A 23,657-nucleotide genomic window follows, 5' to 3' on the forward strand; every position below is an offset into this window, starting at 1 on the left:
CCCGCGCCGACGGCGCACAGTCGATCGGGTCGCGGGGATCAGTACGTCAATAACACCTGCACGGTCTCGTCCGGACGCTCGTCCAGCAGTTCGTAGGCCTTCGGGGCGTCCGCGATCGGGACGCGGTGGGTGACCAGCCGGTCGGTCTCGAGGCCCTCGAGCCGTCGCCACGCGGTCGCCAGCCGGCGCGCCACGGTCCAGCGCCCGCGCCGCTCCGGGGCGATGGTACTTACCTGGCTGCTGATCAGCCGGATGCGGCTCCGGTGGAACCGCCCGTCGAGCGAGAGTTCGGCCGTCTTGGTCCCGTACCACGACCCGACGACGACGCGGCCTCCGTATCCGGTCGCATCGACGGCGGCGTCGAGTGCCGCGGGGTTGCCCGAGAGTTCGTAGGTCAGGTCCGCCCGGCGCGGGGGCTGGTCCCCGTCGGTCCGCCCGGATGGCGACCCCGGTCGAGCGGGCGCTGTCGGCCGTTCGTGGAGCGCCGCGATCGGGTCCGTTCCGTCGGGCTCGAGACTCCGGTCCGCCCCGAACGCCGCCGAGAGCCGTCGTCGCTCCTCGTAGCAGTCCACGGTCACGAGCGACGAGAGCGGCGTTTCGGCCAGCAGTGCCGTCGTCAACAGCCCCACGACGCCCTGGCCGAACACGACCGCCCGCTCGCCGATGCGCGGCCCGCCGTCGAGAACCAGGTTGACCGCCGTCTCGACGTTCGGGAGAAACGCCGCCGCCGCGGGCGGCACGTCGGCCGGCACGACGCTGACCTCGTCGACTCCGACGACGAACTCGCTGGCGTGGGGATGGAAGGCGAGCACCGTCTCGCCGCGCCACGCTGGGTCCACGGCCGCGCCGACGGCGGTCACCGTCCCGACGACCGCGTAGCCGTACGGAAACGGGTAGGAGAACGACCCCGACAACGCCTCGAGCGTCTCGTCCGCGGCGATCTCCGGGTCCATCTCCCCGCGGTAGAGTAACAGCTCCGTCCCGGGACTGATGGCCGATACCGTCGCCGTCACCTCGAGTTCGTCCGGGCCGGGGTCGGGGACCGCCGTCTCCCGAACGTCGACCTCACGGGGACCCGTGAAGTACACCGACTGGGCCGCCATCGGATTACGCCCTCCCCGCGCTCTCACCGGTGCCGATTTCGACGCGGGTCCCCCGGTTCCGGCAGCGCTCGAGCGCCTCCTTGGCCGCCATTCCGGCGTCGCCGGCCGTGCGATCGCGGCCGACGCCGACTTTGAGTTCGATCCCCGCCGCCTCATCGACGTGCTCGATCGTCTCGACGAACGCCGCCCGGTCGAGACCGGAGGTTACCGAGATGACGTTGTCACCGCCGATGAAAAACGACAGCGAGTCGTGGGCGTCGTACATGTACTCGAGCAGCGCCGAATACCCGCGGTCGATGTGCCGGAACACGTCGAACGCGTTGAGTTCGTCGGTGTACCGGCTCGTCGCGTCGTTGACGTCGAAGTGGGCGATCTGGACGGACCCGTCCTCGCACAGCGGCTCGCCGCGCAGGATTTCGGTCCGGTCGCTGTCCTGGGCGCTCCCGGCCGCCTGGAGCGTCGCCGTCGCCTCGCCGACCGCCTCCCGCGGCGAGGACCCCGTGGCGACACCGAGGCTCACCGTCACGGGATAGCGGTTGCGGACGGCAGCCTGAATGCGTCGGTGACCCGCCAGGTCGATCCCGTTGGTGACGGCGATCATGTTATCGAATCGCGTGGAAAACACGTAGCCGTCGTAATGGGCGACGAGTTGTGAGAGGTCCGCGTACAGCCGGGACTGGAGCGTCTGCAGGTCCGGTTCCCGTCTCGGCGATGGCGACACCGTCCACGGCCCGTAGTTGTCGATCTGGATCAACGTTACCTGCGTTTCGGTCACGGTCACTCCCCCCCGTACCATGTCCATCGGTATAATGTATGGGCGCTGTCGTCTCGACTGCGGTGGCTGCCCACCCGCTCGCACGACGGGTGTGCGATCAGTGCGCGACTCGGTTCAGTCGCGCCGCTAGCTGACTCCCCGTCCCCGTGCCGTGTCCGTTCGGCCCCGGTCCCAGCTATATGCCGCGCACCATCGTAGGGATCGTCCGGAACGGCTCGTGTCTCGCATAGACGCCTCGAGCGACAGTCCCATCTCGGAGTCGCCGCCACTGGAACGCCGACTGCCCGTCCGGGTCCCCGAGGAGCGCGTACTCCGGGACTGGCTCGCACGGGAGATCGAACGCAACGCTGGTGCCGTCGATTCGGGGACGGTCCCAACGAACGCGACGGCGCTGCTCGACGCGCTCCTCTCGGCGAAGCCGGGAGCGGCTGCGTTCCTCTGGCGCGAACAACCGATCCGGTGGTACCGACTCGTCCTCGATCGGGACCGCTTCGTCGCTCTTCGTCCGGTAGACGGGCCGGACGACCTCCTGTGGCGGGACGTCTCTACGGACGGCACCCTCTTCGGCGTGGCCGAGCGGGTCCACACCGAGGGGATCGATCCGCTCGACGCAGCGGGTATCGACGCCGAGGCGATCCGAACCTACCGCGACGAACTGGCCGCCGGAACGCGGTTCGACCCGCTGATCGTCCGGACCAGACGCGGCGCAACCCCGTGGTTCGTCGCCGACGGGAACCATCGGGCGACGGCAGCGGCGCTCCATGCCCTCGAAACCGGCCGATACGACCCCATGCCGGCGTACGTCGCCGTCACCGCGAACCCGGTTCTCGAGCCGATAGTCGACCGTGCCCGGGGCCTGCTCCAGCGACTGGCCGGTCGCTCCATCGGCCGGTGCGGTCGCCGAGGGCCCTGACTCTGCGCGCCGGGTAGCCGGCGGGAAACGACCGTGCGATGCTCCGTTTACCTCGGCGACGATCGGCCCGGCGTGGCGGCCCGTGCGTCTCGATCTGCTCGACCTGACATCCCCCGACCGGCGTCGCTTCGTCCGCGTTCGTGGCCCACCGTCGTTACTCGTGCCACTGTAGAATCCGTCGGTGTCCCCACGACTCGTCGCCGCCACTCGCGTTGGCGACGGTCCCTCTGAGCGAGTCGGCATCCCGTGCCTCCAAGAACGCGGCGAGTTCGTCGGCGTAGTCCGCGACCGCCGCCACCGTGTCGTCGTCCTGTAGGACGAACGCTTCCTTTATTTTATCAGGCATCTCGTCGGGCGCGAGGTACGTCTCCTCTCGCGCGTAGTCCGCGGTGCCCCGCAGGGTTTCCGGAGAGAGATCGTCGAACTGTTCGATCAGGAAGTCCGGGATCGCATCCGGTGGGGTCGGTGATGCCATGCTGCTACCGAAATGAATATACTGCACAGTAAGTATTGTGGCTCTGTAAAAACATAACATACAGCACAGGTGCTCGACGTTGTGGGTCCACCGAAGGGTTAAGACGCTGCGGAAGCAGGGTGAAAGTGATGGGAGACGACCCCGATGAGGGGATGTTGTCGTGGGACGAATCCGTGTTCAGAAACGAGCACGTCTTCGAAATCGACTACGTTCCCGAGACGTTCAAGCACCGCGAGGGCCAGACCCAGAGTCTGACGTACGCGCTGCGCCCGGCGGTGCGGGGGTCGCGGCCGTTGAACGTCGTCGTTCGTGGCCCGCCCGGAACCGGGAAGACGACGGCGATCCAGAAACTGTTCGACGAGGTCGGTGCCCAGACGAGCGAGGTTCGGACGATCCGGGTCAACTGTCAGGTCAACGCCACCCGCTACTCGGTGTTCTCCCGGCTGTTCGAGGGGACGTTCGACTACGAGCCCCCCTCCTCGGGGATCTCGTTCAAGAAGCTGTTCGGCCAGATCGCCGAGAAACTCGTCGAGGAGGACAAGGTACTGGTCGTCGCCTTGGACGACATCAACTACCTCTTCTACGAGAACGAGGCCTCGGACACGCTCTACTCGCTTCTGCGCGCCCACGAAGAGTACCCCGGTGCGAAGATCGGCGTCGTCGTGGTCTCCTCCGACCCCGCACTCGACGTGATCGACGACCTCGACTCCCGGGTCCAGAGCGTCTTCCGCCCGGAGGACGTCTACTTCCCGGTCTACGACCAGCCCGAAATCGTCGACATCCTCGCCGAGCGCGTCAAGCGCGGCTTCAACGACGGCGTCATCGATCGGGACACGCTCGAGTACGTCGCCGAACTCACCGCCGAGAGCGGCGATCTCCGTGTCGGTATCGACCTGTTGCGCCGCGCCGGGCTGAACGCGGAGATGCGGGCCAGTCGCACCGTCGAGCACCAGGACGTCGAAGACGCCTACGAGAAGTCCAAGTACATCAACCTCTCGCGGAGCCTTTCGGGGCTCACCGACACCGAGCGGACGCTGCTCGAGGTCATCGCCGAACACGACGGCGAACAGGCCGGCGAGGTCTACGACGCCTTCCACGATCGGACCGAGCTGGGCTACACCCGCTACTCCGAGATCGTCAACAAACTCGACCAGCTCGGACTCATCGACGCCGACTACGCGGACGTCGAGGGACGGGGTCGCTCGCGGTCGCTCACGTTGTCCTACGAAAAAGCGGCAGTGCTGGAGCGGCTCGAGTGATCTTCGGCCGAAGGCGGTTCGGGACGATCTCCTCAGACGCCCCAGATGTAGGCGATTCCGACTGTCGTCACGATCGCGAGCAGTAACTGGAGCGGCCCGCCGACTTTCAGGAAGTCGGTGAATTTGTACCCGCCGGGACCGTAGACCATCAGATTCGTCTGGTACCCCACCGGCGTCATGAAGGAGGTCGCGGAGGCGAACATCACTGCGAGGAGGAAGGAAAACGGTGCTGCGCCCAGACTCCCCGCAGCGTCGACCGCGACGGGGATCATCAGGACCACCGTCGCGACCGGCGTGATGACGTTCGCGAGCAGCCCGGTCACAATGGTAAACAGTAACAGGACTGCGACGAGCGGGAGAACGTCCGCAGTGGCGACCAGTCCACCGGCGATGACCTCCGAGCCGCCGGTCGCCTCGAGGGCGACACCGAGGGGGATCACGCCCGCCAGCAGGAACACGATGTTCCACGAGACGGCATCGTACGCCTCGCTCGTCGACAGACAGCCGGTCACGATCATAAGGAAGACCCCGGCGAACGCCGCGATAACGATGGAGATGAGACCGAGCGCGGCGGTACCGACCACGCCGGCCATGATGGCGAGCGCGACCGGCGTCTTCGGCGACAGCGGCGCGATTTCCTCGACCTCCTCCTCGAGCAGTCGGTCGTAGGCATCGTCTTCGACCACGACGAGATCGCCGGTTTCGGTCACGTACTCGAGCGTGCTGGGAAGCGTCTGGACCAGAAGGAGATCGCCTGTCTCGAGCGTCCGCTCCTCAAGATCGGTCCGGAGCAGTTCGCCGTCGCGACGGATCGCGAGCACAGTCAACTGGTAGAACTGCCGCAGGTGCGTCTCCGAGAGCGTCTTCCCGACGAACGGCGAATCGATCGGGACGATCGTCTTTGCGAGTTGCTCCTCGCCTGTGGATTCGTCGAACGTCTCCTCGGTGACGGATTCACGATGGAGTTGCCGCAGGTTCTGGCGCTCGACGAATCGATTGACTGCCTGCAGCGTGCCGTGTACCGTGAGTACGTCACCCTCACGGATCCGCCGGCCCGACTCGAGCACTGCGGTCGGTTCGCCCTCCCGGACACGCTGCTGGCCCGCTGCGTTCACGTCGCGTCGTGATTCGCCGGCTCTCTCGCGGTGGGGCTGCGTCTCACGCACCGTCCCGTCGACGCCGGCCTCCGAAGCGGCGTCGCTGTTCGACTCGAGTTCGTCGTCGCCATCGTACTCGAACACACGCTCGTTTTCCGCAGGGCTGGCTTCGTGGCTCCCGTCCCGACGGTGCTGGAGCACGCGCACGTCCGTCCCAATCCGCTCCTCGAATTCCGCGACCGTGAGGCCGACCGGCGTCGAATCGGCGTCGACGCGGACCTGCGTGAGGTGGTCCTCGAGATCGAACTCCTCGACGAGGTCCGCGTCGACCGGGATACGTGCGGGCGTCAGCCACCGGCCGACGGTCATGAGGTATGCCAAGCCGACGACCAGGATCACGAGTCCGAGCCCCGAAAACTCGAACATGCTGATCGGCCCCCGATCGAGCAGGCTGGCGGCGAACTCGCTCGCCAGCAGGTTCGTCGAGGTGCCGACGAGCGTCAGTGTGCCGCCGAGGATCGCCGCGTACGAGAGCGGCAAGAGCAGTTTCGACGGCGAGATGCCGGTCTTCTTGGCGAGATCGGAGATCATCGGAATGAAGATCGCGACGACCGGCGTGTTGTTGATAAAGCCCGCGATCGGCCCCGTCGTGGCGATCGTCGCCGCCAGCGCCCGGGTTTCGTCGCCGTCCGTGAACGCAGCGAGCGAGAGTCCGAGCCGCTGGACAACGCCCGTCCGTTGGATACCCGCGCTGAGCATGTACATCGCGATGATCGTCACCGTCGCGGTGTTGGCGAACCCCGAAATCGCCGCCCGGTGGCCCACGCCGGTCAGCGGCTCGAGTGCCGCCAGCGAGACGATGATCCCGATCGCCGTCACGTCGTTGGGAATGAGTTCGGAAACGAATAGGACGAGAGCGACGGCGATGAGTCCGAACACCACCAGCACGCCCCCCGATAGCTCCGCGCTGATCATCGTGTACCGTCCGGTGGACCGTCACCAGTCATACCCTCGTGTCTGTGAGCTATTGATAAATCTATGTTTCGAGAAGAAGTCGACGCGAGCGAACGCGGGGCAGTCGTCGATCAGGATCGCTTCGACGAGTTGCTCGCGGAGACGACTGCCGATGTCGACGGTGTGGGTCGTTCGCAAGACGGGGACTGGCCCGTGAGTGCCGTCATTACGCTTGATCGACGGTTTCGCGATAGTCTTCGACCGTTTCGATCGCCGATTCCACCTTGTCCACGGTGTCACCGTCCGCCCGCTCGCGGACCTGCCGGAGCGTGTTGAGTCGCTCGTCGAGGATCGCGTGATCCGGTGTGGTGTCGCCCATCGCGTAGTCGGCAAACGCGTCCGTCGTTTCGTGAATGTCTTCCCGAACGTCGTCGCTGTCGGCCGACTTCGCCGCTTCCTCGAGGTCGTCGCGGGCCCGCTGGAGTTGCTCCGTCATAGGCATCACCTCTCCGACCCGATGCATAACGATTGGGCGAGCAATGGCCACGTCCGGTCGGTCCCGAAACGACGGGGAGGCGGAGGTCCAATCGGCGGCTGTAGGTTCCATCAGACCGTTGCCGCGTCGCGATACGCGCGTCCTTCCGGCAACAGGGAACGTATACGCGACCGTCACGGATCGGAAACGTCAGCACTACTCGTGAGACGAACTCTCGGCTTTTTTCGACCGTAGTCCCCCGACTCGGGTGCATCATGCCAGTAACACGACGAACTGCCCTGAAGACGATGGGGATCGCGGGTGGACTGACTGCAGCGGGTGGAACCGTTCTGGCCGCCGGCGAACACGAACACGATGAACGGCCGACCGCCGACGAGAAACCGACCGATGACATGGCTCCGGGCGCGGCCGTCCGGATCGCGCACTTCTCACCGGATGCACCGAACGTCGACGTCTACATCGACGACGATCGCGTGCTCGCGGACGTCGCCTACGGCGACGTCTCGCCGTACCTCGAGATCGAGCCGGGAACGTACACGGTGACGATTACGGCCGCCGGCGATCGGGAGACGGTCGCGTTCGAGGGCGAGGTGACGTTCGGCGCTGCGTTCTACACCGTCGCCGCGATCGGCGAGTTCGGTGCCGATACCTTCCAGCCGGCGGTGTTGGTAGACGCCGGATCGGTACTCGTCCGTCTCGTCCACGCCTCGCCCGACGCACCCGCTGTCGACGTCTACGCCGACGACACCCTGCTCTTCGAAGACGTCTCGTTTACCGACTCGACCGATTACGTTCCGGTTCCCGCCGGCCAGAACACCCTCTCGGTCAGGCCGACAGGCGGGACGGAGGCCGTGGCTTCGTTCGACGTGACGCTCGAGCGGGGCATCGCCTACACCGGGTACGCGATCGGCTACCTCGAGCCGCCAACGGACGTGGCGGATCGCGAGCTCACCGTCGAAGTGACTGTCGACGGCCCGATGGCCGACGACGGCGGCACATAAGGACTGCCGGCCCGAGCGATGTCTCGACCGGAGTCGGTCGGACCGGACGGTCGCGGTCCGTCTGACGCCTCACAGTCGCGGTCCGTATGCGAGCGCGTAAAGTGGCTCGAACCCCTGACTCCGATAATGAGTGACGCGCAAGGGCCTCTCCAGCCGGACCGGCCGGACGTCGACCGACCGTTCGAAGTCGACGCACCGTTCGAGCCGGCCGGCGACCAGCCCGAGGCGATCGAGCAGCTCGTCGACGGGTTCCAGTCGGGGATGGACAAACAGACCCTGCTCGGGGTGACCGGGTCGGGTAAGACCAACACCGTCTCGTGGGTGGTCGAGGAAATCCAGAAGCCGACGCTGGTGATCGCCCACAACAAGACGCTTGCGGCCCAGCTCTACGAGGAGTTTCGGAACCTCTTCCCGGACAACGCCGTCGAGTACTTCGTCTCCTACTACGATTACTACCAGCCCGAGGCCTACGTCGAGCAGAGCGACACCTACATCGACAAGGATGCCTCGATCAACGACGAAATCGACCGTCTCCGCCACTCCGCCACGCGGTCGCTGCTGACCCGCGAGGATGTCATCGTCGTCGCGAGCGTCTCCGCGATCTACGGGCTGGGTGACCCGCGCAACTACATCGACATGTCGCTGCGGCTCGAGGTCGGCGAGGAGATCGGCCGTGACGAATTGCTGGCCCAACTGGTGGACCTGAACTACGAGCGCAACGATGTCGACTTCACTCAGGGCACGTTTCGGGTGCGGGGCGACACCATCGAAATCTATCCGATGTACGGCCGCTACGCCGTCCGGGTCGAACTCTGGGGCGACGAGATCGACCGCATGGTCAAGGTCGACCCGCTCGAGGGGACGACCCAGGGCGAGCAACGGGCCGTCCTCGTCCACCCCGCGGAGCACTACTCGATTCCGGAGACGACACTCGAGGAGGCGATGGACGAGATCCGGGACGATCTGGACTCGCGTATCTCGTACTTCGAGCGGCAAGGCGACATGATCGCCGCCCAGCGCATCGAGGAGCGGACGACGTTCGACCTCGAGATGATGCAGGAGACGGGCTACTGTTCGGGGATCGAGAACTACTCGGTCTACCTCTCCGATCGCGAATCCGGAGAGGCTCCCTATACGCTGTTGGACTACTTCCCGGATGACTTCCTGACCGTGGTCGACGAGTCCCACGTCACGCTGCCGCAGGTCCGCGGACAGTACGCCGGCGACAAGTCCCGCAAGGACTCGCTGGTCGAGAACGGGTTCCGGCTGCCGACCGCCTACGACAACCGGCCGCTCACCTTCGAGGAGTTCGAGGAGAAGACCGACCAGACCCTCTACGTGAGCGCCACGCCGAGCGATTACGAGCGCGAGGCGAGCGGCCAGATCGTCGAACAGATCGTTCGGCCGACCCACCTCGTCGACCCGGCGATCGAGATTTCGGACGCGACCGGTCAGGTCGACGATCTCATGGATCGCATCGACGAGCAGATCGAGCGCGACGAGCGCACGCTCGTGACGACGCTGACCAAACGGATGGCCGAGGACCTCACCGAGTACCTCGAGGAGGCCGGCGTCGACGTCGCGTACATGCACGACGAGACGGACACGCTCGAGCGCCACGAGATCATCCGCTCGCTCCGGCTGGGCGAGATCGACGTGCTCGTCGGGATCAACCTCCTGCGGGAGGGGCTTGACATCCCCGAGGTCTCGCTGGTGGCTATTCTGGACGCCGATCAGGAGGGATTCCTCCGGAGCGAAACGACGCTCGTCCAGACGATGGGGCGGGCGGCCCGGAACGTCAACGGCGAGGTCGTCCTCTACGCCGACGAGCCCTCGAACGCCATGGAGTCCGCAATCGAGGAGACCCAGCGCCGCCGCGAGATCCAGCAGGCGTTCAACGAGGAACACGGCAACGAACCAACGACGATCCAGAAGGAAATCGGCGAGACGAACCTGCCGGGCAGCAAGACCGACACCAGCGAGGTCTCCGGCAGGGAACTCGCGGACGAGGACGACGCCGCCCGCTACATCGACGACCTCGAGGCCCAGATGCAGGAGGCTGCAAACAATCTCGAGTTCGAGTTGGCTGCTGATATTCGCGATCGGATTCGGGAAGTTCGGGAAGAGTTCGATCTTGCGGGCGAGGAAGACGAGGGGATCGCGCCGCCGACCGAGGAGTTCTGAGCGGGGATCGGGCGTGATAGGCCGTGTCCGAGTGATACACGGCTCAATCGCCACTCCAGTAATACGTTCATGACCAACGAACGCCGTTCAAGCTTGCAGATCGCGGAGAGTACGACGCCACAGCAACAGCATACGCTCGCGATGGCTTCGAGAAGTGCCTCGAGTCCCACGTCCGAATGAATGGGTACCGAAAACTACCACGGATTTCTCGAGGCCTGCTGCCCGTCGACGGCAGAGCGCATCCGGCGAGTCCGACGATACGCCGAGTCCGGAAGCGTGGCTGAACCGGGGTTCGCGCTCACCGAACCAGCGCCCGCACGGAGCCGGTGATCGTTCACTACCGAAGCGAACGGCGCGTCTCAGTTACGTTTCTCGCCAGTATTTCCAGAGCAGCGGCAGGTCACTGAGGGAAAACAACTTGCTGATCTCGCGTTTATTTCCGTCGTTGATCGCTGAGAGCGTGTCCCGGTCCGCCTCGTTTAGATCCCGCATGAGTTGATCGTATCGTTCGTTTGATGCGAGATACAGCAGCTTCGTCATCAGTAGGCGACGATCTTGACGGGACGCAACCCGCTCGTGCCAGCGGTCGTCGTAGACTGCCATCTCTCGAGCGGACGTATCGACCGGACCAGTGAGACAGCGGTCGGCGGTCATCGCGGCCGCACGCCCCGACTTCATACAGTTATCCACGCCCTCGCCCCAGACGGGATCGACCGATGGTACGGTATCGCCGATCGCCATGAACGCCGCCGTACTTATTGCTCCCGGGGACTGAACGTGCGCAGAACCGCGGATTTCCGTCTCCGGCAGTCGGTCGGCGTTCTCGAAGCGTGGGTCGGTCTCGAGCCAGTGTTCGAGGTAGCCGTCTACGGTCAGATCTCGGGAGGCATGCTCCCGGTACCGTTCGTTTTGGATGAAACAAACGCCGACTTTCGCCGTGTCCGCGCCGGTGTGGAAGAGCCAGGAGTAGCCGCCGGGAGCGTACTCGTGATCCAGTCTCAGCATCATTGCGTCAGTGAGATCGGCATACCCACGACGATCGAGGGTGACGCCCTCGAACTGGTACTCGATGCCGATCGCGTGGTTTTTGCGCTCGAGATCGACGAGGCCGAGGGCGGTGGCCAACGTCGCAGCTGGGCCCGTCGCATCGATGACGATCTCGGCGCAAAGTTCCTCGTCGCCATTGTACCGGACACCGACGGTCTCCCCGTTCCTGACGATCGGTTCCCTCACGCGGGCGTCGAAACGGTACTCCGCCCCCTTCTTACGACCGTCCCTGACGAGGAACTCTTTGAACGCATCGAATTCGAGAACGAACCCCGGTTGGTTCTGGATGAGAAAGTCGTTGGGTGACTCGAGAACGACGGAATCGGTCGTGTGCGCGACCACGTCATCTGGAATGCCGAAGGAGGTCATCATCGACGCGAACGTCCCGCCGGTGGACTTGTTGCTTCGTGCTGGGAACTCCTCCTCGGTCTCGGTTTCCAAAACTATCACCTCGTACCCACGGTCGGCGAGATCCCGCGCGCACTGCGCTCCCGCTGGGCCTGCACCGGCGATAGCCACATCGTACCGTTCGGACATGGCTCTTGGAGTCGAACGAGAGAAGGGTAAAGATAGTGAAATACACCACCACTTTCAGTTAGTTTCGACAACAATGGAATCCGTTTCCGGTTAGTGTGTGGACATCTGTGAAACGACGTTGATACAGTATACGCCACCGACGATTAACACGATACCAATAGTCCCGGCAAGATCTATTGACTCGTCGAATACGACGACACCAATAGCTGCGACGCCGACGATACCCAGTGCAGCCCACGTTCCGTAGACGACCCCGATCGGCAACTCCTTCAACGTCAGTGAGACGAGATAGAACGCGAGGCCGTACCCTAGTACGACGCCGAGGGCGGGGATCGGCTGTGAGAATCCGTCCGAGAGTTTGAGGGCCGTCGTTCCGGCGAGTTCGGCGACTATCGCACCTGCTAGCAGTACGTACGGGTTCATGTCGACAGAACGCGGTGCCCGCTCCTATGCGCTTATTGAAATAACACGCCACTTCCGGTTCGTTTTTCTCCCGAAGACGGGTTTGCGTTCACTCGCCCCCCCGTCGAACCGAGCCGGTACCTCCGCCGTCTCGTCCCGGTCACATACCGGCCATATATTTACCATCAAGTGACCAACAGCTGTCCATGACGGAGCTAGGCGAACTCGGTCTCTCGAGTTACGAGGAAAAGGCCTACCGAACACTACTCGTAACGGGAGCAGTCACCGCAACCGAACTATCCGATATCAGTGGTGTTCCGAAAGGCCGAATCTATGACGTACTCAACGGCCTCAGTGCCCGCAAACTGGTTCGCTTGCAATCGACCAATCCACAACAGTACGTCGCTGAAGAACCCCAAACCGTCGTGGACCGACTCCTGGCCGAACGGGCGTACGAACTCACGCAGGAGTGGGACCGCTATCGGCGGCTGGCCGAGACAGTCCGTTCTGACCTTTTTCCCTCACCACCGAGCGAGAGTAGCCTCTGGCTCGGCTCACTCGGGAGTGAAGAGATGGCGTTGGCGCTGCAACAACATATCGGCACCGCAGAGAGCGACGTCTACGCGACGCTCGGCAAACCCTACGATGACGCCTCCTGGGAGAGACTGCAACCGGAGTTCGAGGCGTTTTTCGAGGGCATTGCTCCCGATGTCTCCCTCTCCCTCATTTTGAGTGAACCAGTACTTACGACGCTCCCGGAAACCTTCCCGAAACTACTGGAGGACGAACCGATCGACGTCACCGTCAGGACGATTCCCGACCCTGTCTTGTCGTTCGACGTGATTGACAGCCTGGTGACGACGATCGACATTCCGCATCCACTGTCCAGTGACGACAGGCTCGGCACAGTGGGAATCAAAGATTCGACGGTCGTGAACGAATTCGACCGACTCTTCCAGTCACAGTGGGAGATCGCGGAGCCGTTGCTTAATTGAACGCCCCTTCATTAGCCGATCGAAGCGGCTGGTACTCTCCGTAGCGCCTCGATCGCGTACTCGTGTTCTCTCCCGAAGCGGCGCTTCTATGGCCGCGTCACAACACGCCGAACCCGAACTCCGCCATGCCGAAGACGGGACCCCACAGGAGGTGCAACGCGACGCCGACGACGACCGCGGGCAGGAAGTTGTAAATCGTCGCGACGATCGCTGCCTTGGCGTCGACCGCGAGCAGCGGGAACAGGGCATCCCCGTCCTGACAGATCGCGTTCGCGGTCAACGCGGAGAACGGCAGTCCACCCTCGGCGTAGACGCTGGCCAGCAGGATCTGCGGGCCACAGCCCGGAATGATCCCGACGACCGCGCCGCCAATCGGGGCGAGGACGCCCGCCGTCGCCGCGAGGGTCGCGACGTTCACCCCGCTGAGGAGGACGACGTACTCGTAGACGAGGAAGGCCACGAGCACCCAGACGGTGACGAAACTCGTTTCCATCGCCGCGTGGGTAAGCGTATCGTAGGCCGACGCGAAGGAGTCTCGAGCCCGGGCGATTTCGCCCTCGCCGACGTAGTGGCGGCCGACCGCGTAGAGGTACAGCGACAGCACCGCGCCGGCGATGCCGGTGATCGTGAACAGTCCGTCGAAGCCGAGGTCGGCGGCCAGCGCGACCTCCGGTCCGCCGCGGAGCAGGTAGAGCGTTCCGAGGACGAGCCCCGCGACGGCGGTGAGCCACCACAGGACGTGTGCGAAATGGGAGAACGGGGTGAGCACTCGCGAGTGGCGATCCGGCCCCGTTTTGTGGGCGTGGGTCGGGGCCGGGCCGCCGTAGTCGTGCGTCGGGTTCGGCCTGATACCGCCGTCGACTGCGGTCCCGCCGTCGGGCGTCGCGGTGGGCGAGAGTTGTGCGACGGCGGCGTCAATGCGGGAGACGCCGAGTCCGACGGAGTCGACGAGGTAGCCGGTCGCGACCGAGGCCGCGAAGGCGATGGCGTAGGCGTACAGCGCGGCCTCGGGTGCGAGTGCGAGGATAACGAACGCCGAATCGCCCGCAGTCGCGCCGAGCGTCGCGACGACGGTCCCGAAGCTGACCGTGCCGCGGATGTACAACGGCATCACGACGATCGCGCCGCCACAGCCGGGTGTCAGTCCGAGGAGCCCGCCGAACAGCACCTGTAACCGCTCGTTGCCCTCGATCGCGCCGATCACTGCGCCGTCGGTCCAGTACTGAAGCAGTCCGAACGCCAGCACCGTGACCGCAACGAACGCACTCACTTGAACATAGCCGTCCCGCAACGACTCGAGAAGAACTACGAGGAGGTCGTTCATTGGCCATCACCCGATGCTCGAGTCCGATCGAACCGAGGTTTAGACATCTCTAAAAATAGGTTTAGTAGCATAAGGTAAATAGTTGCTGATGACGACTGTCGCGGACGCATCCAACCGGAGCGATCGTCTAGCGGCTGAAAATGGCGAAGTCGGTTGGTGAACGGGGCTGTCGGGACGGACGGACCGTAGTGCTCGAGGGAGTGACCCGGACGATGTTTGCGATCCGCTCGAGTCGGAATCGGCCGGTCGCTACTCGTGCTCGTCGCGCAGGTGCTCGATCGCGTGGAGTTCGACCACCGGGACGACCTTGGACACGGTGAGGAAGAGGAGCGTCACCATGCCGATGGTTCCGATGATCGACAGGATCTCGATCAGACTCGGAACGTAGCTGCCGGGCGTCGCGGCGTAGATGTCGAAGGTAGGGTGAAGGAATCCCTCGACGACGAACAGTACTTTCTCCATGATCGTCGCGGTGAGGACGGCGAACCCGGAGATGACGGCCCGCTTCTTGGTGAACAGGGACGGCCGGATCGACTGCGCGAAGATGTACGATAGCGTCAGGAAGACCAGCGACATCGAGGTGAGATAGATCGGGTTGGTGGCTCGAGCGACGGCGGCGTGGGTCAGGTCCACGGGGGCCTGAAACAGGCCGGTGATGTTCTGCTGGAGTTGGAGCCACAGGAAGAGCAGACAGAAAAAGCCCAGCCACAGGAGCAATCCGCGGAAGATGTCGTCGGTGAAAATGTGATCCCAGTCGTAGGCGGCCCGGAACGAATAGGCGAGGATGATCACCCCGCTGATGGCCGAGGTGAGCGCGATGGTGAGGAACTGCGGCCCTTGGACGCCGCCGAACCAGGTCGGCATCGTCGGGAGCACCGAGAAGAGCCACGGAATCACTCCGCCGTGGAGCAACAGCGGGGCCATGATAATGATCGCCAGCGCGAGCCACCAGACCATCCGTTCGACGACGCGGTCTTCCGTCTCGGTGTAGCCGATCGTCAGGAGGCTGTACAGCGGCCCGAGACGGTCGGGGAGTTGCTCACGCAGTCGGCTGACGTCGTAGCGCAGCGTCAGCGACAGATAGGTCGCCGTCAACACGAAGTAGGCCGTGATGACGGTCACGTCCCACACCAGCGGGGAATTGTGAATCGTGATATGATAGTGGCCGATGACGCTCGTGACCATCCGGTCCGGCCGACCGAGGTGGACGATAATATAGAAGCCCGCCGCGGAGAGGCCGCCGATAGTCAGTAACTCCGCGAGTCGCGCCACGGGCATGTACCGGTCCATTCCCAGGAGCCTGACCGCCGCCGAGAGGATGATCCCGCCGTGGGCGATGCCGACCCACCAGATGAACGCGCCGATGTACACCCCCCAGGTCACGCCGCCGCCGCTGCCCCAGTCGCCGAGAGCGGTGACGGCCAACCCCTGCTGGAGTTGGTAGGCCCACCCGATCAGGAACGCGACGAGCGCCAGCCCCGCGATCCCGACCATCGCGATGTACGTTTTCGACACTGCTCCGATCGGCCGCAAGATATCGGCCTCGCTCGGCGTTTTCGTCCCCATCGTGCTACGGAGGAACACATCGGCCGCTCACTTGCGTCCGTGCACTGAATTTGCAAGGTCCAGGTCGCCGCCGTCCGATCTCCCACTCGCGCCCGAGCGCGCCGCCCTCTCCGCCCCTGAACGACGTCTCCGAACCCGAACACCGGTATCCAATCCCGTGCGACGGTGCCCGCCGAGCCGGTCCGCTCAGTACGACGGGTTCACAACTCGAGCGTGTAGACCACTTCCCGCCGCTGCTCGCCGCCGATCTCGACCTCGTCCTCGTCCGTCGGCTCGAACCCGTGTGCCTCGTAGAACTCCCGTCCCCCCTCGTTCGAGGCGAGGTCGATCGCCCGGATCCGCTCCATGTTGAAGTCCCGCAGGTCCTCGCGGAGCCGTTCGTACAGCGCCGTCCCGATCCCTTCGCCCTGGTGGGCCGGATGCACGGACATGCGGAGGACATCACCTTCGTCCACAGTGACGACGCCGTGGGTGAAGCCGACGACCTCCCCGTCAACCTCGGCAACGAGGAAGGCAGTACCCGGCTTCGAGAGCGCCGTCTCGAGCGCCTCGTCGCCGTACCACTCGTCGATGGTCCGATCGATGGTCTCGCCGTCGAGTTCGTCGTAGGTATCGTGCCACGTTTCGCGGGCGACGCTCCTGATCCGTTCGCGGTCATCGCGGTTGGCCGGTCTGATTTCCATACGCCATGCTATGTCATTGGGTACCAAAGTAGTTCCACCGTCTCAGTTAGGTGCCGTCCGGCGGGTCCGGGACGACTCCCGACGGCGCGTCGAGTTGCCGGTCCGTGACGGCGCGTCGAGTTGCCGGTCCGTGACGGCGCGATCCGGCGGGGCCGGTCAGTCGATCTCGAGCGTGTAGACCGCCTCGGGGTAGTCCTCGCCGTCGATCTCGACGGTTCCCTCGTCGGTCCGCTCGAAGCCCAACCCCTCGTAGAAGGTGCGGCTCGTGTCGTTGAACGCGAAGTCGAACGCCCGAACCCGCTCGGCATCGGTCGTCTCGAGGGCCGCCATCAGTCGCTCGTGGAGTTCGCTCCCGATCCCCTCACCCTGGTACTCGGGATGGACGTACATCCGGAGGATGTCGGCGGTCTCGCCCTGAGCGACCGCGTGGGTGAAGCCGACGAGGTCGCCCGCTCGTTCGGCGACGAATACGACCGTCGAGGAGGCCTCGAGCGGCATCGAGTCGTCGGTGTACCAGGTATCCACGGTCCGGTCGATCACGTCCGCCTCGAGTTCGTCGTAGGTATCGTGCCAGGTGGCACGAGCGACGGCCGTGATCCCCTCGAAGTCCTCGGCCGTCGCGGATCGAACGTTCATACCTCATCATTGAACGTGAGACATAAATAACTCGCCGACACGGGCTCGTGGAATCGGACGGCGATCGGGACTCGAGCGAGCGCCCTCGCGGTCGGATGGCGCGTCCGTCGACTACCGGTCACTCGCGAACGTCGAACCCTTGCTCGCGAAGGAGAGCAGGCACCCGGTCTCGGTGATCGCCCTGTAGTTCGATCCGATCCTCGTCGACGGTCCCGCCCGTCCCCATGGACCGCTTGAGTTCGGACGCGATCGATTTGATCTCGTCCGGCCCGAGGTCGAACCCCTCGACGATCGTCACCGGCTTGTCGTACCGACGACTCTCCGTCCGGACCGACAGGACTTGCTGGGAGGTCTCGAGGTCGCCCTGGCTGTCGAGTTGGTCGAGCAGCTCGTCGAGTTCGTCATCATCTGCCATGCCGCGGCATAGGGTGGGCGGTCGGATAGCCCTCTCCTTGCGTTCGCAACGGTCGGTGTGGCTGTTCCGCCGGCTGGACCGATCACTCCCCGAGAGCGAACTCGAGGACATCCCCTTCGCTGACGCCGTGATCGCTCGTCCACTCGTAGGCGACCTCGAGTACGTACTGTCCCCGTCCGGGGTAGTGCTGGTCGTTCCCGTTCTCGTCCGGACCGGGTGCCGGCGCGTGATGAATACCGGTGATCGTCCCGTCCGCGTCGGCGTAGACGATGTCGATGCCGAAGTCCATCTCCCGCATGACGAAGGTCCGTTCCGCGACCGCTCCGTAGACGAACAGCATCCCCCGGTCGGGCGGCAGTTCGTCGGTGTCACTGAGTCCGAGATACCGGAGATCATCCGTGTCGGCGATCGCCGCCGTCACCTTCCCGAGTTCGTCGCCGTCGGCCTCCACGGCCCGGACCACGGTCGTCTCGTAGCCCTCGTGAACCGTTGCCGCGGTGCCGTCCGACTCGTTCGCAGTCGACTCAGTCGTCTCCGCGCCGTCGCCGCCCTCCTCATGACCGGCCGTCTCGTCGCCCGTGTCCCTCGAGTCGTCTGTTTCTCTCGAACCGTCCGTGTCGAGACAGCCGGCGACCGCGACCGCGCCGGCGGCACCGAGCAGGCGTCGCCGAGGCACATCGTCGTCCATGTCGGTACCACCAACGATGCGGACCAACCAATATTTTTCCGCACGTGCGCGTGATTGAGCGGCTGTGACCTCGGTCGCCGTCGGCGGCGTCCTCGACGGCCCGCTAGAGTCGGGACTTGATCGTTTCCGCCGTCTTTTCGCCGACCCCCTCGACGGTCCGGAGGTCGGCGACGCTCGCCTCGCGGACGTTCTCGACGCTGCCGAAGCGCCCCAACAGCCGTTTGCGCGTTTCGGGGCCGACCCCCCGTACGTCGTCTAACACGGTCGTGACCTCGTCGCGGACGGTCTGGTGGTACTGTACGGCGAACCGGTGGGCCTCGTCGCGAACGCGCTGGAGGAGATGCAGGTGCGGCGCGTCGCTGGGCCACGACAACGACCGCTCGGGCGTGACCACGCGCTCCTCGGCCTTCGCCAGCGCGACCGCCGGCACGTCCCAGCCGACCGCCTCGAGCGCGTCGCGGGCCGCCTCGAGCTGCCCCTCGCCGCCGTCGATCAGGAGCAAATCGGGGTCGGGTCGGTCGTCGCGCCCCTCGACGGCGCGGCTGGCGCGCCACTCGAGCAGTGCGCGCATGTTGTCGTAATCGTCGTTCTGATCGGGCAGCTTCTTCCGGCGGTAGTCGCTCTTTTCGCTGCCCCCGTCGACGAAGGTGACATCGCTGCCGACCGCTGCCTTCCCCTGCGCGTGGCTCACGTCGAACCCCTCGATCCGCCGGGCCGACTCGATCTCGAGGGCGTCCGCGAGCATGCCGCACTCGTCACGCCGACCGACGTTGCGGCGGGCGTTTTTCAACGCGAGTTCGACGAGTTTCGCCTCTCGACCCGCACCCGGGACCCGGACCGAGACGCCCTCTGTCGCGAGCCAGGTCGCGACCTCCTCGTCGCCGTGGCGTTCCGGCAGGAGCAGGGCATCCGGCAGTTCGCGCTCGGCGTAGTACTGCACGATGAAGGCGGCGAGCACGGCCGGCACGCCGTCCGTCCGGCCAGCCGCGTCGGCCCCCGTTCCGGCGGAGCCGGGTGCCTCGAGCGTGTGCCGATCCCGATCGACCAGCTTGCCGTTCTCGGCGCGCAGTCGGGCGACGGTCGCGTCCGCGCCCTCGATGGCGACGCCGAGGACGTCGACGCCCCGCTCGTCGCCGATCGACTGGACCGCCTCGCCGCCCTCGCCGTGAAATGCGTCGACGGTCTCCAACCGATCCCGGCGGTTCGCCGCGCGCTCGAAGTTCCGGTCCTGCGCCGCGGCCTCCATCTCCCGGCGCAGCGGGTCCGCGAGCACCCCCGTTTCGCCCTCGAGAAACCGTTTGACGGCGGTCACGTCCTCCCCGTAACTTGCGAGGTCGATCTCGCGGGTGCAGGGCGCGGTGCACAGCCCCATCTCGTAGTCCAGACACGGCCGCTCACGACCAGCGTACTTGTGGTCCGAACAGCCACGGACCCCGTACGTTTCCCGCAGGGCCTTCACGACGGTCTCGACCTGCGTCTTGCTGGTGTAGGGGCCGAAGACGGTCGCGGACTCGTCCGGGTCGCGGGTGATCTCGATCCGGGGCGCGTCGTGGTCTGTCACCTGCACCATCGGATACGACTTGTCGTCCTTGAGCCGGACGTTGTAGCGGGGCTGGTGGCGCTTGATCAGGTTCGCCTCGAGCAACAGGGCCTGGGTCTCGGTGTCCGTGACGGCGATTTCCACGTCGTCGGCGCGGTCGACCATCCGGCGAATCCGCGCGCTGCGGGGATCGGCGTAGGATCGAACCCGATCGCGCAGATCGACCGCCTTTCCGACGTAGAGGGTCGTCCCTTCGTCTCGGAACTGGTAGACCCCCGGCTCGCGGGGCAACGATCCGGCGCGCTCGCGAACCCCATCGGCGTTCATCGGCGGGCCTACGGCGGCGGGAGGCTTCAGCCTGACTCATCGGCCTCGACCCCGCCACCGGTCGTCCGGTCGATATCGGAGCGCCGCTCCTCGCCCGCTCGGTCACCGTCGCTCCGGCCCGCGCCCGCGAGTTCCGACGCCGAACCCGGCCGAATCGCCCGCTCGAGGTCGGCGACGGCTCCGTCGTCCAACTCGACGCTCGCGACCGGCAACACGAGGTCATCGCCGCCGCTCACCCGGAGTACGAGCCGTCGCGACCGAGAGCGCAGATAGGAGCCGACGAGGCCGACGGCGAGCGCGAGCGCGGCGACGCCGACCAGGAGCACGCTCCACTCGACCAGTACCAGGATCGTTTCGACGGCCGCGACCGCGCGCTCGGCGAGCCGCGTCAGCGCGTTCGGCCCCGGAACCGAAACGCCCTCGAGATCGATGGCCGGACCCGGCGTCGCGACGCTGCCGTTCGTCGCCACCTCGAGGACGCCGACCCCGATGAACGCCGCGGCGAGTCCCGCACAGAGGTGGCGCAACCGCGCGCTGGTCTCGACGGTGACGGTCCCGACGTTCGGCCGGTCGACGTGGCGAAAGGCCCCGTCGCTCGAGTCGGCCGTCAACACCAGCACGCGCTGGTTCGTGACGGCGACGGTGGCGTCCGCGAGGTCCGTCCGGTGTTCGACGTGCTCCCCCTCGTGGCAGAGTTCGTCGACGTGATCGCGCCACTGCTCGACGCGCTCGCGTCGGGTTCGGGCCATCGGTGGTCGTCACCCCTCCGACGCCGATCGCCAAGTACGTCGGTACCCGTTCGACCGAGTAAGCTCTGCCTTCGTGCGGAACCGACTCGGTACATTCTCGGTGCTCGACTGCCAACCCGCTGGGTATGAGCGACTCGACGGTACAGTGCTGGCTCGTCGAACGGGAACTGGGTGATCGGGACTTCGTGACGCTCGTCTACGCGACCCCGGACGGGTCGCGATTCCAGCAGCGCCAGCGGTCGTCGACGGCGCTGCGGACCGGGTCTGCGGTAACCGCGGCGACCGACATTCCGGAAGCCGAACTCGAGCCGGTGCCCGACGCGGAAACCCGGGAACGATACGCCGAGGAAGTCGATCGGACCGCACAGCGGTACGATCCGGACGATCCGATATAGGGATTTTATCCGCGAATAGCACGGAGAAATAACGGCCCAGGGGCATCGAAATGGCCGATTTCGGGGCTCACTCCGTTAGTGGTGATGTCACAACCCTTTTCGGGCAACGCTGCGACCACACAGCTATGCCCGCTATCACAGTCGACAATCTGACCAAATCTTTCGGTCAGACCCTTGCACTCGACGATCTGTCCTTCCAGGTCGAAGAGGGCGAAGTGTTCGGTTTCCTCGGTCCCAACGGTGCCGGCAAGTCGACGACGATCAACATCGTTCTCGACTTCGCCCGCCCGACGACCGGCGATGTCAGCGTCCTCGGGATGGACGCTCGGCGACACAGCCGGGCGATCCGGCGCCGAACCGGCGTCCTCCCCGAAGGCGTCGACCTGTACGACCGCCTGACCGCCCGCCAACACCTCGAGTTCGTTATCGACTCGAAAAACGCGGCTGCCGACCCCGAACGGCTGCTCGAGCGCGTCGGTCTCGTCGACGCCATCGACAAGAAAGCCGGCGGCTACTCGAAGGGGATGGCCCAGCGGCTCATGCTCGCGATGGCGCTGGTCGGCGACCCCGATCTGCTGATCCTCGACGAGCCCTCGACCGGCCTCGACCCCAACGGGGCCCGCGAGATGCGCCGGATCGTCCGCGAGGAGAACGAACGGGGCGCGACCGTCTTCTTCTCGAGTCACATCATGGAGCAGGTCGAGGCGGTCTGTGACCGCGTCGGCATTCTGCGCGACGGCGAGATGGTCGCCGTCGACTCCGTCGAGGGTCTGCGCGACTCCGTCGAGGGCGGCACGACGCTGCGCGTCACCGTCGACCGAATCGACGACGACGCCCTGCAGGCGGTCCGATCGCTGCCGGACGTTGCCGACGCCACCGTCGAGGACCGGACGCCGCCGACTATCGTCGTCACGGTCGACGGCTCGAAGACCGCCGTCCTCTCGACCTTCGAGGACCGCGGCATCGAGGTCCGGGACTTCTCGACCACCGAAGCGTCGCTCGAAGACGTCTTCCAGTCGTACACGACGGACACGGAGGTGCACGCGCGATGAGCTCCGAGACCGGGACCGGAGCCGAAGCAGCGACCGCGGACGGCTCGGCCTCGAGTTCGCTCGCCCTCGAGAGCGTCCGCGCGATCGCGAAGAAGGACTTCCAGGATTCGATCCGGTCGTGGCTGTTCTGGGGGCTGAGCGTGTTCTTCTTCACGTTGATGGCCGCGCTGGCCGGCTTTATCGCGTGGGCGCAGCCCGAGGAACTGACGACGCTCGGTTTTATCGGCCTCATCAGCCAGGTGTGTAAGCTCGTCATTCCGCTGATCGCGCTCGTGCTCGGCTGGAAGTCGATCGCCGGCGAACGCGAGACGGGCAGCATCAAGGTCTTGCTGTCGCTGCCACACTCCCGAAAGGACGTCCTCGTCGGCAAGCTGCTGGGCCGAACGGCGGTGCTTTCGCTGTCGCTTGGCATCGGCTTCGTCATCGGGATGCTCGCCGTCGCGTTCGCCGTCACCGAGTTCTCGTTCCCCGCGTACGTCGCCTTCCTGGCGATGACGATCCTGTACGGACTGGCGTACATGAGCATCGCCGTCTCGCTCTCGTCGGTGACGCGGTCGACGACGATGGCCGGTGCGGCGATGTTCGGGGTCTTCGTTCTGTTCTACATCGTCTGGAACTCGATCCAGTCCGCACTGAGACTCCTGATGCGGCGAGGGTACATCGACGGTGTCAGCTACATGGGGACGACCTTCACCGGCCAGCAACAAGAGCTGACTCGGTTGCCCGACTGGGCGCTGTTCATCGATATGATCGACCCGGGGACCGCGTATCAGAACACCATCACGCTGTTCAGCGGCCTCTCGGGCGAGGACATCGGGACGACGTTCAACGAGGCCGCCTTCTCCAACGGGCTTCCGTTCTATCTGCAGGACTGGTTCTCCCTCGTTATCCTGCTGTTCTGGATCGTCGTCCCGATCGCCGTCGCGCTCTACCTGTTCGATCGCGGTGACATCTGATCGCGGAGCCATCGCAGTTCGTCCCCGGCACGCGTCGGTGACCCGTTTTCCGCAGGGGACTCCGTTTACGGTCACAGCCGTCGTACGC

At 65.3% G+C, this 23,657-nt stretch carries 24 protein-coding genes; 8 read left to right on the forward strand and 16 right to left on the reverse strand.

Features of this window, described 5'->3' with window-relative positions; all coding sequences use genetic code 11:
- Window positions 1–38 precede the first annotated feature (38 nt).
- Window positions 39–1,103: a zinc-dependent alcohol dehydrogenase gene (locus FGF80_RS01090; RefSeq protein WP_006185158.1), complete on the reverse strand. Its 1,065-nt coding sequence runs from the start codon at window positions 1,101–1,103 to the stop codon at window positions 39–41.
- 4 nt (window positions 1,104–1,107) lie between these two features.
- On the reverse strand, window positions 1,108–1,878 hold the full coding sequence (locus FGF80_RS01095; protein WP_175417054.1) for a GTP cyclohydrolase IIa: 771 nt from the start codon (window positions 1,876–1,878) through the stop codon (window positions 1,108–1,110).
- A 217-nt stretch (window positions 1,879–2,095) separates the two neighbouring features.
- Here FGF80_RS01095 and FGF80_RS01100 point away from each other — a divergent pair, with 217 nt between their 5' ends.
- Window positions 2,096–2,791 carry a hypothetical protein gene (locus FGF80_RS01100; RefSeq protein WP_138651733.1) on the forward strand — a complete coding sequence of 232 codons (696 nt, stop codon included), beginning with the start codon at window positions 2,096–2,098 and terminating at the stop codon, window positions 2,789–2,791.
- A 154-nt stretch (window positions 2,792–2,945) separates the two neighbouring features.
- Here the strand turns inward: FGF80_RS01100 and FGF80_RS01105 are convergent, their stop codons facing one another.
- Window positions 2,946–3,266, reverse strand: coding sequence for a hypothetical protein (locus FGF80_RS01105; RefSeq protein ID WP_006185161.1), 321 nt, complete (start codon window positions 3,264–3,266; stop codon window positions 2,946–2,948).
- A 128-nt stretch (window positions 3,267–3,394) separates the two neighbouring features.
- Between FGF80_RS01105 and FGF80_RS01110 the strand changes: the two genes are divergently transcribed.
- Window positions 3,395–4,525, forward strand: a complete 1,131-nt coding sequence (locus FGF80_RS01110; protein ID WP_006185162.1) for an ORC1-type DNA replication protein — start codon at window positions 3,395–3,397, stop codon at window positions 4,523–4,525.
- Window positions 4,526–4,557: 32 nt separating this feature from the next.
- Here the strand turns inward: FGF80_RS01110 and FGF80_RS01115 are convergent, their stop codons facing one another.
- Genes FGF80_RS01115 through FGF80_RS01120 form a run of 3 tightly spaced genes read right to left on the reverse strand, consistent with a single transcriptional unit; the run spans window position 4,558 to window position 7,072 of the window.
- Complete coding sequence (locus FGF80_RS01115; protein WP_138651735.1) at window positions 4,558–6,597, reverse strand: SLC13 family permease; 2,040 nt, start codon at window positions 6,595–6,597, stop codon at window positions 4,558–4,560.
- A gap of 21 nt (window positions 6,598–6,618) precedes the next feature.
- On the reverse strand, window positions 6,619–6,774 hold the full coding sequence (locus FGF80_RS18955; RefSeq protein ID WP_175416963.1) for a hypothetical protein: 156 nt from the start codon (window positions 6,772–6,774) through the stop codon (window positions 6,619–6,621).
- Between the two features lie 28 nt (window positions 6,775–6,802).
- The gene (locus FGF80_RS01120; RefSeq protein ID WP_138651737.1) at window positions 6,803–7,072 is read right to left on the reverse strand and encodes a DUF7553 family protein; all 270 of its coding nucleotides are present in this window, start codon (window positions 7,070–7,072) and stop codon (window positions 6,803–6,805) included.
- Window positions 7,073–7,359: 287 nt separating this feature from the next.
- On the opposite strand from FGF80_RS01120, the gene FGF80_RS01125 reads away from it, so the two are divergent.
- Together FGF80_RS01125 and uvrB are read left to right on the forward strand one after the other, a co-directional pair.
- Window positions 7,360–8,073, forward strand: a complete 714-nt coding sequence (locus FGF80_RS01125) for a DUF4397 domain-containing protein (RefSeq protein ID WP_138655426.1) — start codon at window positions 7,360–7,362, stop codon at window positions 8,071–8,073.
- 126 nt (window positions 8,074–8,199) lie between these two features.
- Window positions 8,200–10,257 (forward strand): excinuclease ABC subunit UvrB, encoded by a 2,058-nt coding sequence (uvrB, locus tag FGF80_RS01130; RefSeq protein WP_138651739.1) that lies wholly within the window; start codon window positions 8,200–8,202, stop codon window positions 10,255–10,257.
- A 363-nt stretch (window positions 10,258–10,620) separates the two neighbouring features.
- On the opposite strand, the gene FGF80_RS01135 is transcribed toward uvrB, so the two are convergent.
- Both FGF80_RS01135 and FGF80_RS01140 read right to left on the reverse strand, forming a co-directional pair.
- On the reverse strand, window positions 10,621–11,841 hold the full coding sequence (locus FGF80_RS01135) for an NAD(P)/FAD-dependent oxidoreductase (protein WP_138651741.1): 1,221 nt from the start codon (window positions 11,839–11,841) through the stop codon (window positions 10,621–10,623).
- A gap of 90 nt (window positions 11,842–11,931) precedes the next feature.
- The gene (locus tag FGF80_RS01140) at window positions 11,932–12,264 is read right to left on the reverse strand and encodes a DMT family transporter (protein ID WP_006185168.1); all 333 of its coding nucleotides are present in this window, start codon (window positions 12,262–12,264) and stop codon (window positions 11,932–11,934) included.
- Between the two features lie 185 nt (window positions 12,265–12,449).
- On the opposite strand from FGF80_RS01140, the gene FGF80_RS01145 reads away from it, so the two are divergent.
- A complete protein-coding gene (locus tag FGF80_RS01145) occupies window positions 12,450–13,238 on the forward strand; it encodes a TrmB family transcriptional regulator (protein ID WP_138651743.1) in 789 nt (262 codons plus the stop codon).
- 97 nt (window positions 13,239–13,335) lie between these two features.
- Here the strand turns inward: FGF80_RS01145 and FGF80_RS01150 are convergent, their stop codons facing one another.
- From FGF80_RS01150 to FGF80_RS01185, 8 genes are all read right to left on the reverse strand, one after another.
- Entirely contained in the window at window positions 13,336–14,562 is a 1,227-nt protein-coding gene (locus tag FGF80_RS01150) for a putative manganese transporter (RefSeq protein WP_138651745.1), read from the reverse strand.
- 249 nt (window positions 14,563–14,811) lie between these two features.
- Window positions 14,812–16,128 (reverse strand): NrfD/PsrC family molybdoenzyme membrane anchor subunit, encoded by a 1,317-nt coding sequence (gene nrfD / locus FGF80_RS01155; protein WP_138655428.1) that lies wholly within the window; start codon window positions 16,126–16,128, stop codon window positions 14,812–14,814.
- Between the two features lie 200 nt (window positions 16,129–16,328).
- The gene (locus FGF80_RS01160) at window positions 16,329–16,811 is read right to left on the reverse strand and encodes a GNAT family N-acetyltransferase (RefSeq protein ID WP_138651747.1); all 483 of its coding nucleotides are present in this window, start codon (window positions 16,809–16,811) and stop codon (window positions 16,329–16,331) included.
- A gap of 156 nt (window positions 16,812–16,967) precedes the next feature.
- Window positions 16,968–17,447, reverse strand: coding sequence for a GNAT family N-acetyltransferase (locus tag FGF80_RS01165; RefSeq protein WP_006185173.1), 480 nt, complete (start codon window positions 17,445–17,447; stop codon window positions 16,968–16,970).
- Between the two features lie 118 nt (window positions 17,448–17,565).
- The gene (locus FGF80_RS01170) at window positions 17,566–17,862 is read right to left on the reverse strand and encodes a translation initiation factor (RefSeq protein WP_006185174.1); all 297 of its coding nucleotides are present in this window, start codon (window positions 17,860–17,862) and stop codon (window positions 17,566–17,568) included.
- Window positions 17,863–17,944: 82 nt separating this feature from the next.
- Window positions 17,945–18,550 carry a DUF192 domain-containing protein gene (locus tag FGF80_RS01175; RefSeq protein WP_138651749.1) on the reverse strand — a complete coding sequence of 202 codons (606 nt, stop codon included), beginning with the start codon at window positions 18,548–18,550 and terminating at the stop codon, window positions 17,945–17,947.
- A 103-nt stretch (window positions 18,551–18,653) separates the two neighbouring features.
- Window positions 18,654–20,417 (reverse strand): excinuclease ABC subunit C, encoded by a 1,764-nt coding sequence (locus tag FGF80_RS01180; RefSeq protein ID WP_138651751.1) that lies wholly within the window; start codon window positions 20,415–20,417, stop codon window positions 18,654–18,656.
- Window positions 20,418–20,443: 26 nt separating this feature from the next.
- Window positions 20,444–21,166: a hypothetical protein gene (locus FGF80_RS01185; protein WP_138651753.1), complete on the reverse strand. Its 723-nt coding sequence runs from the start codon at window positions 21,164–21,166 to the stop codon at window positions 20,444–20,446.
- A 125-nt stretch (window positions 21,167–21,291) separates the two neighbouring features.
- Here FGF80_RS01185 and FGF80_RS01190 point away from each other — a divergent pair, with 125 nt between their 5' ends.
- The 3 genes from FGF80_RS01190 to FGF80_RS01200 all read left to right on the forward strand — a co-directional run bounded on the left by FGF80_RS01190 (window position 21,292) and on the right by FGF80_RS01200 (window position 23,569).
- Window positions 21,292–21,561 (forward strand): hypothetical protein, encoded by a 270-nt coding sequence (locus FGF80_RS01190; RefSeq protein WP_006185178.1) that lies wholly within the window; start codon window positions 21,292–21,294, stop codon window positions 21,559–21,561.
- A gap of 125 nt (window positions 21,562–21,686) precedes the next feature.
- Window positions 21,687–22,613, forward strand: coding sequence for an ABC transporter ATP-binding protein (locus FGF80_RS01195; RefSeq protein ID WP_006185179.1), 927 nt, complete (start codon window positions 21,687–21,689; stop codon window positions 22,611–22,613).
- On the forward strand, window positions 22,610–23,569 hold the full coding sequence (locus tag FGF80_RS01200) for an ABC transporter permease (protein ID WP_138651755.1): 960 nt from the start codon (window positions 22,610–22,612) through the stop codon (window positions 23,567–23,569). Before FGF80_RS01195 ends, FGF80_RS01200 begins: the two co-directional genes overlap by 4 nt.
- Window positions 23,570–23,657: the final 88 nt, after the last annotated feature.

It is taken from the genome of Natrinema pallidum (genome assembly GCF_005890195.1).
GTDB lineage: Archaea > Halobacteriota > Halobacteria > Halobacteriales > Natrialbaceae > Natrinema > Natrinema pallidum.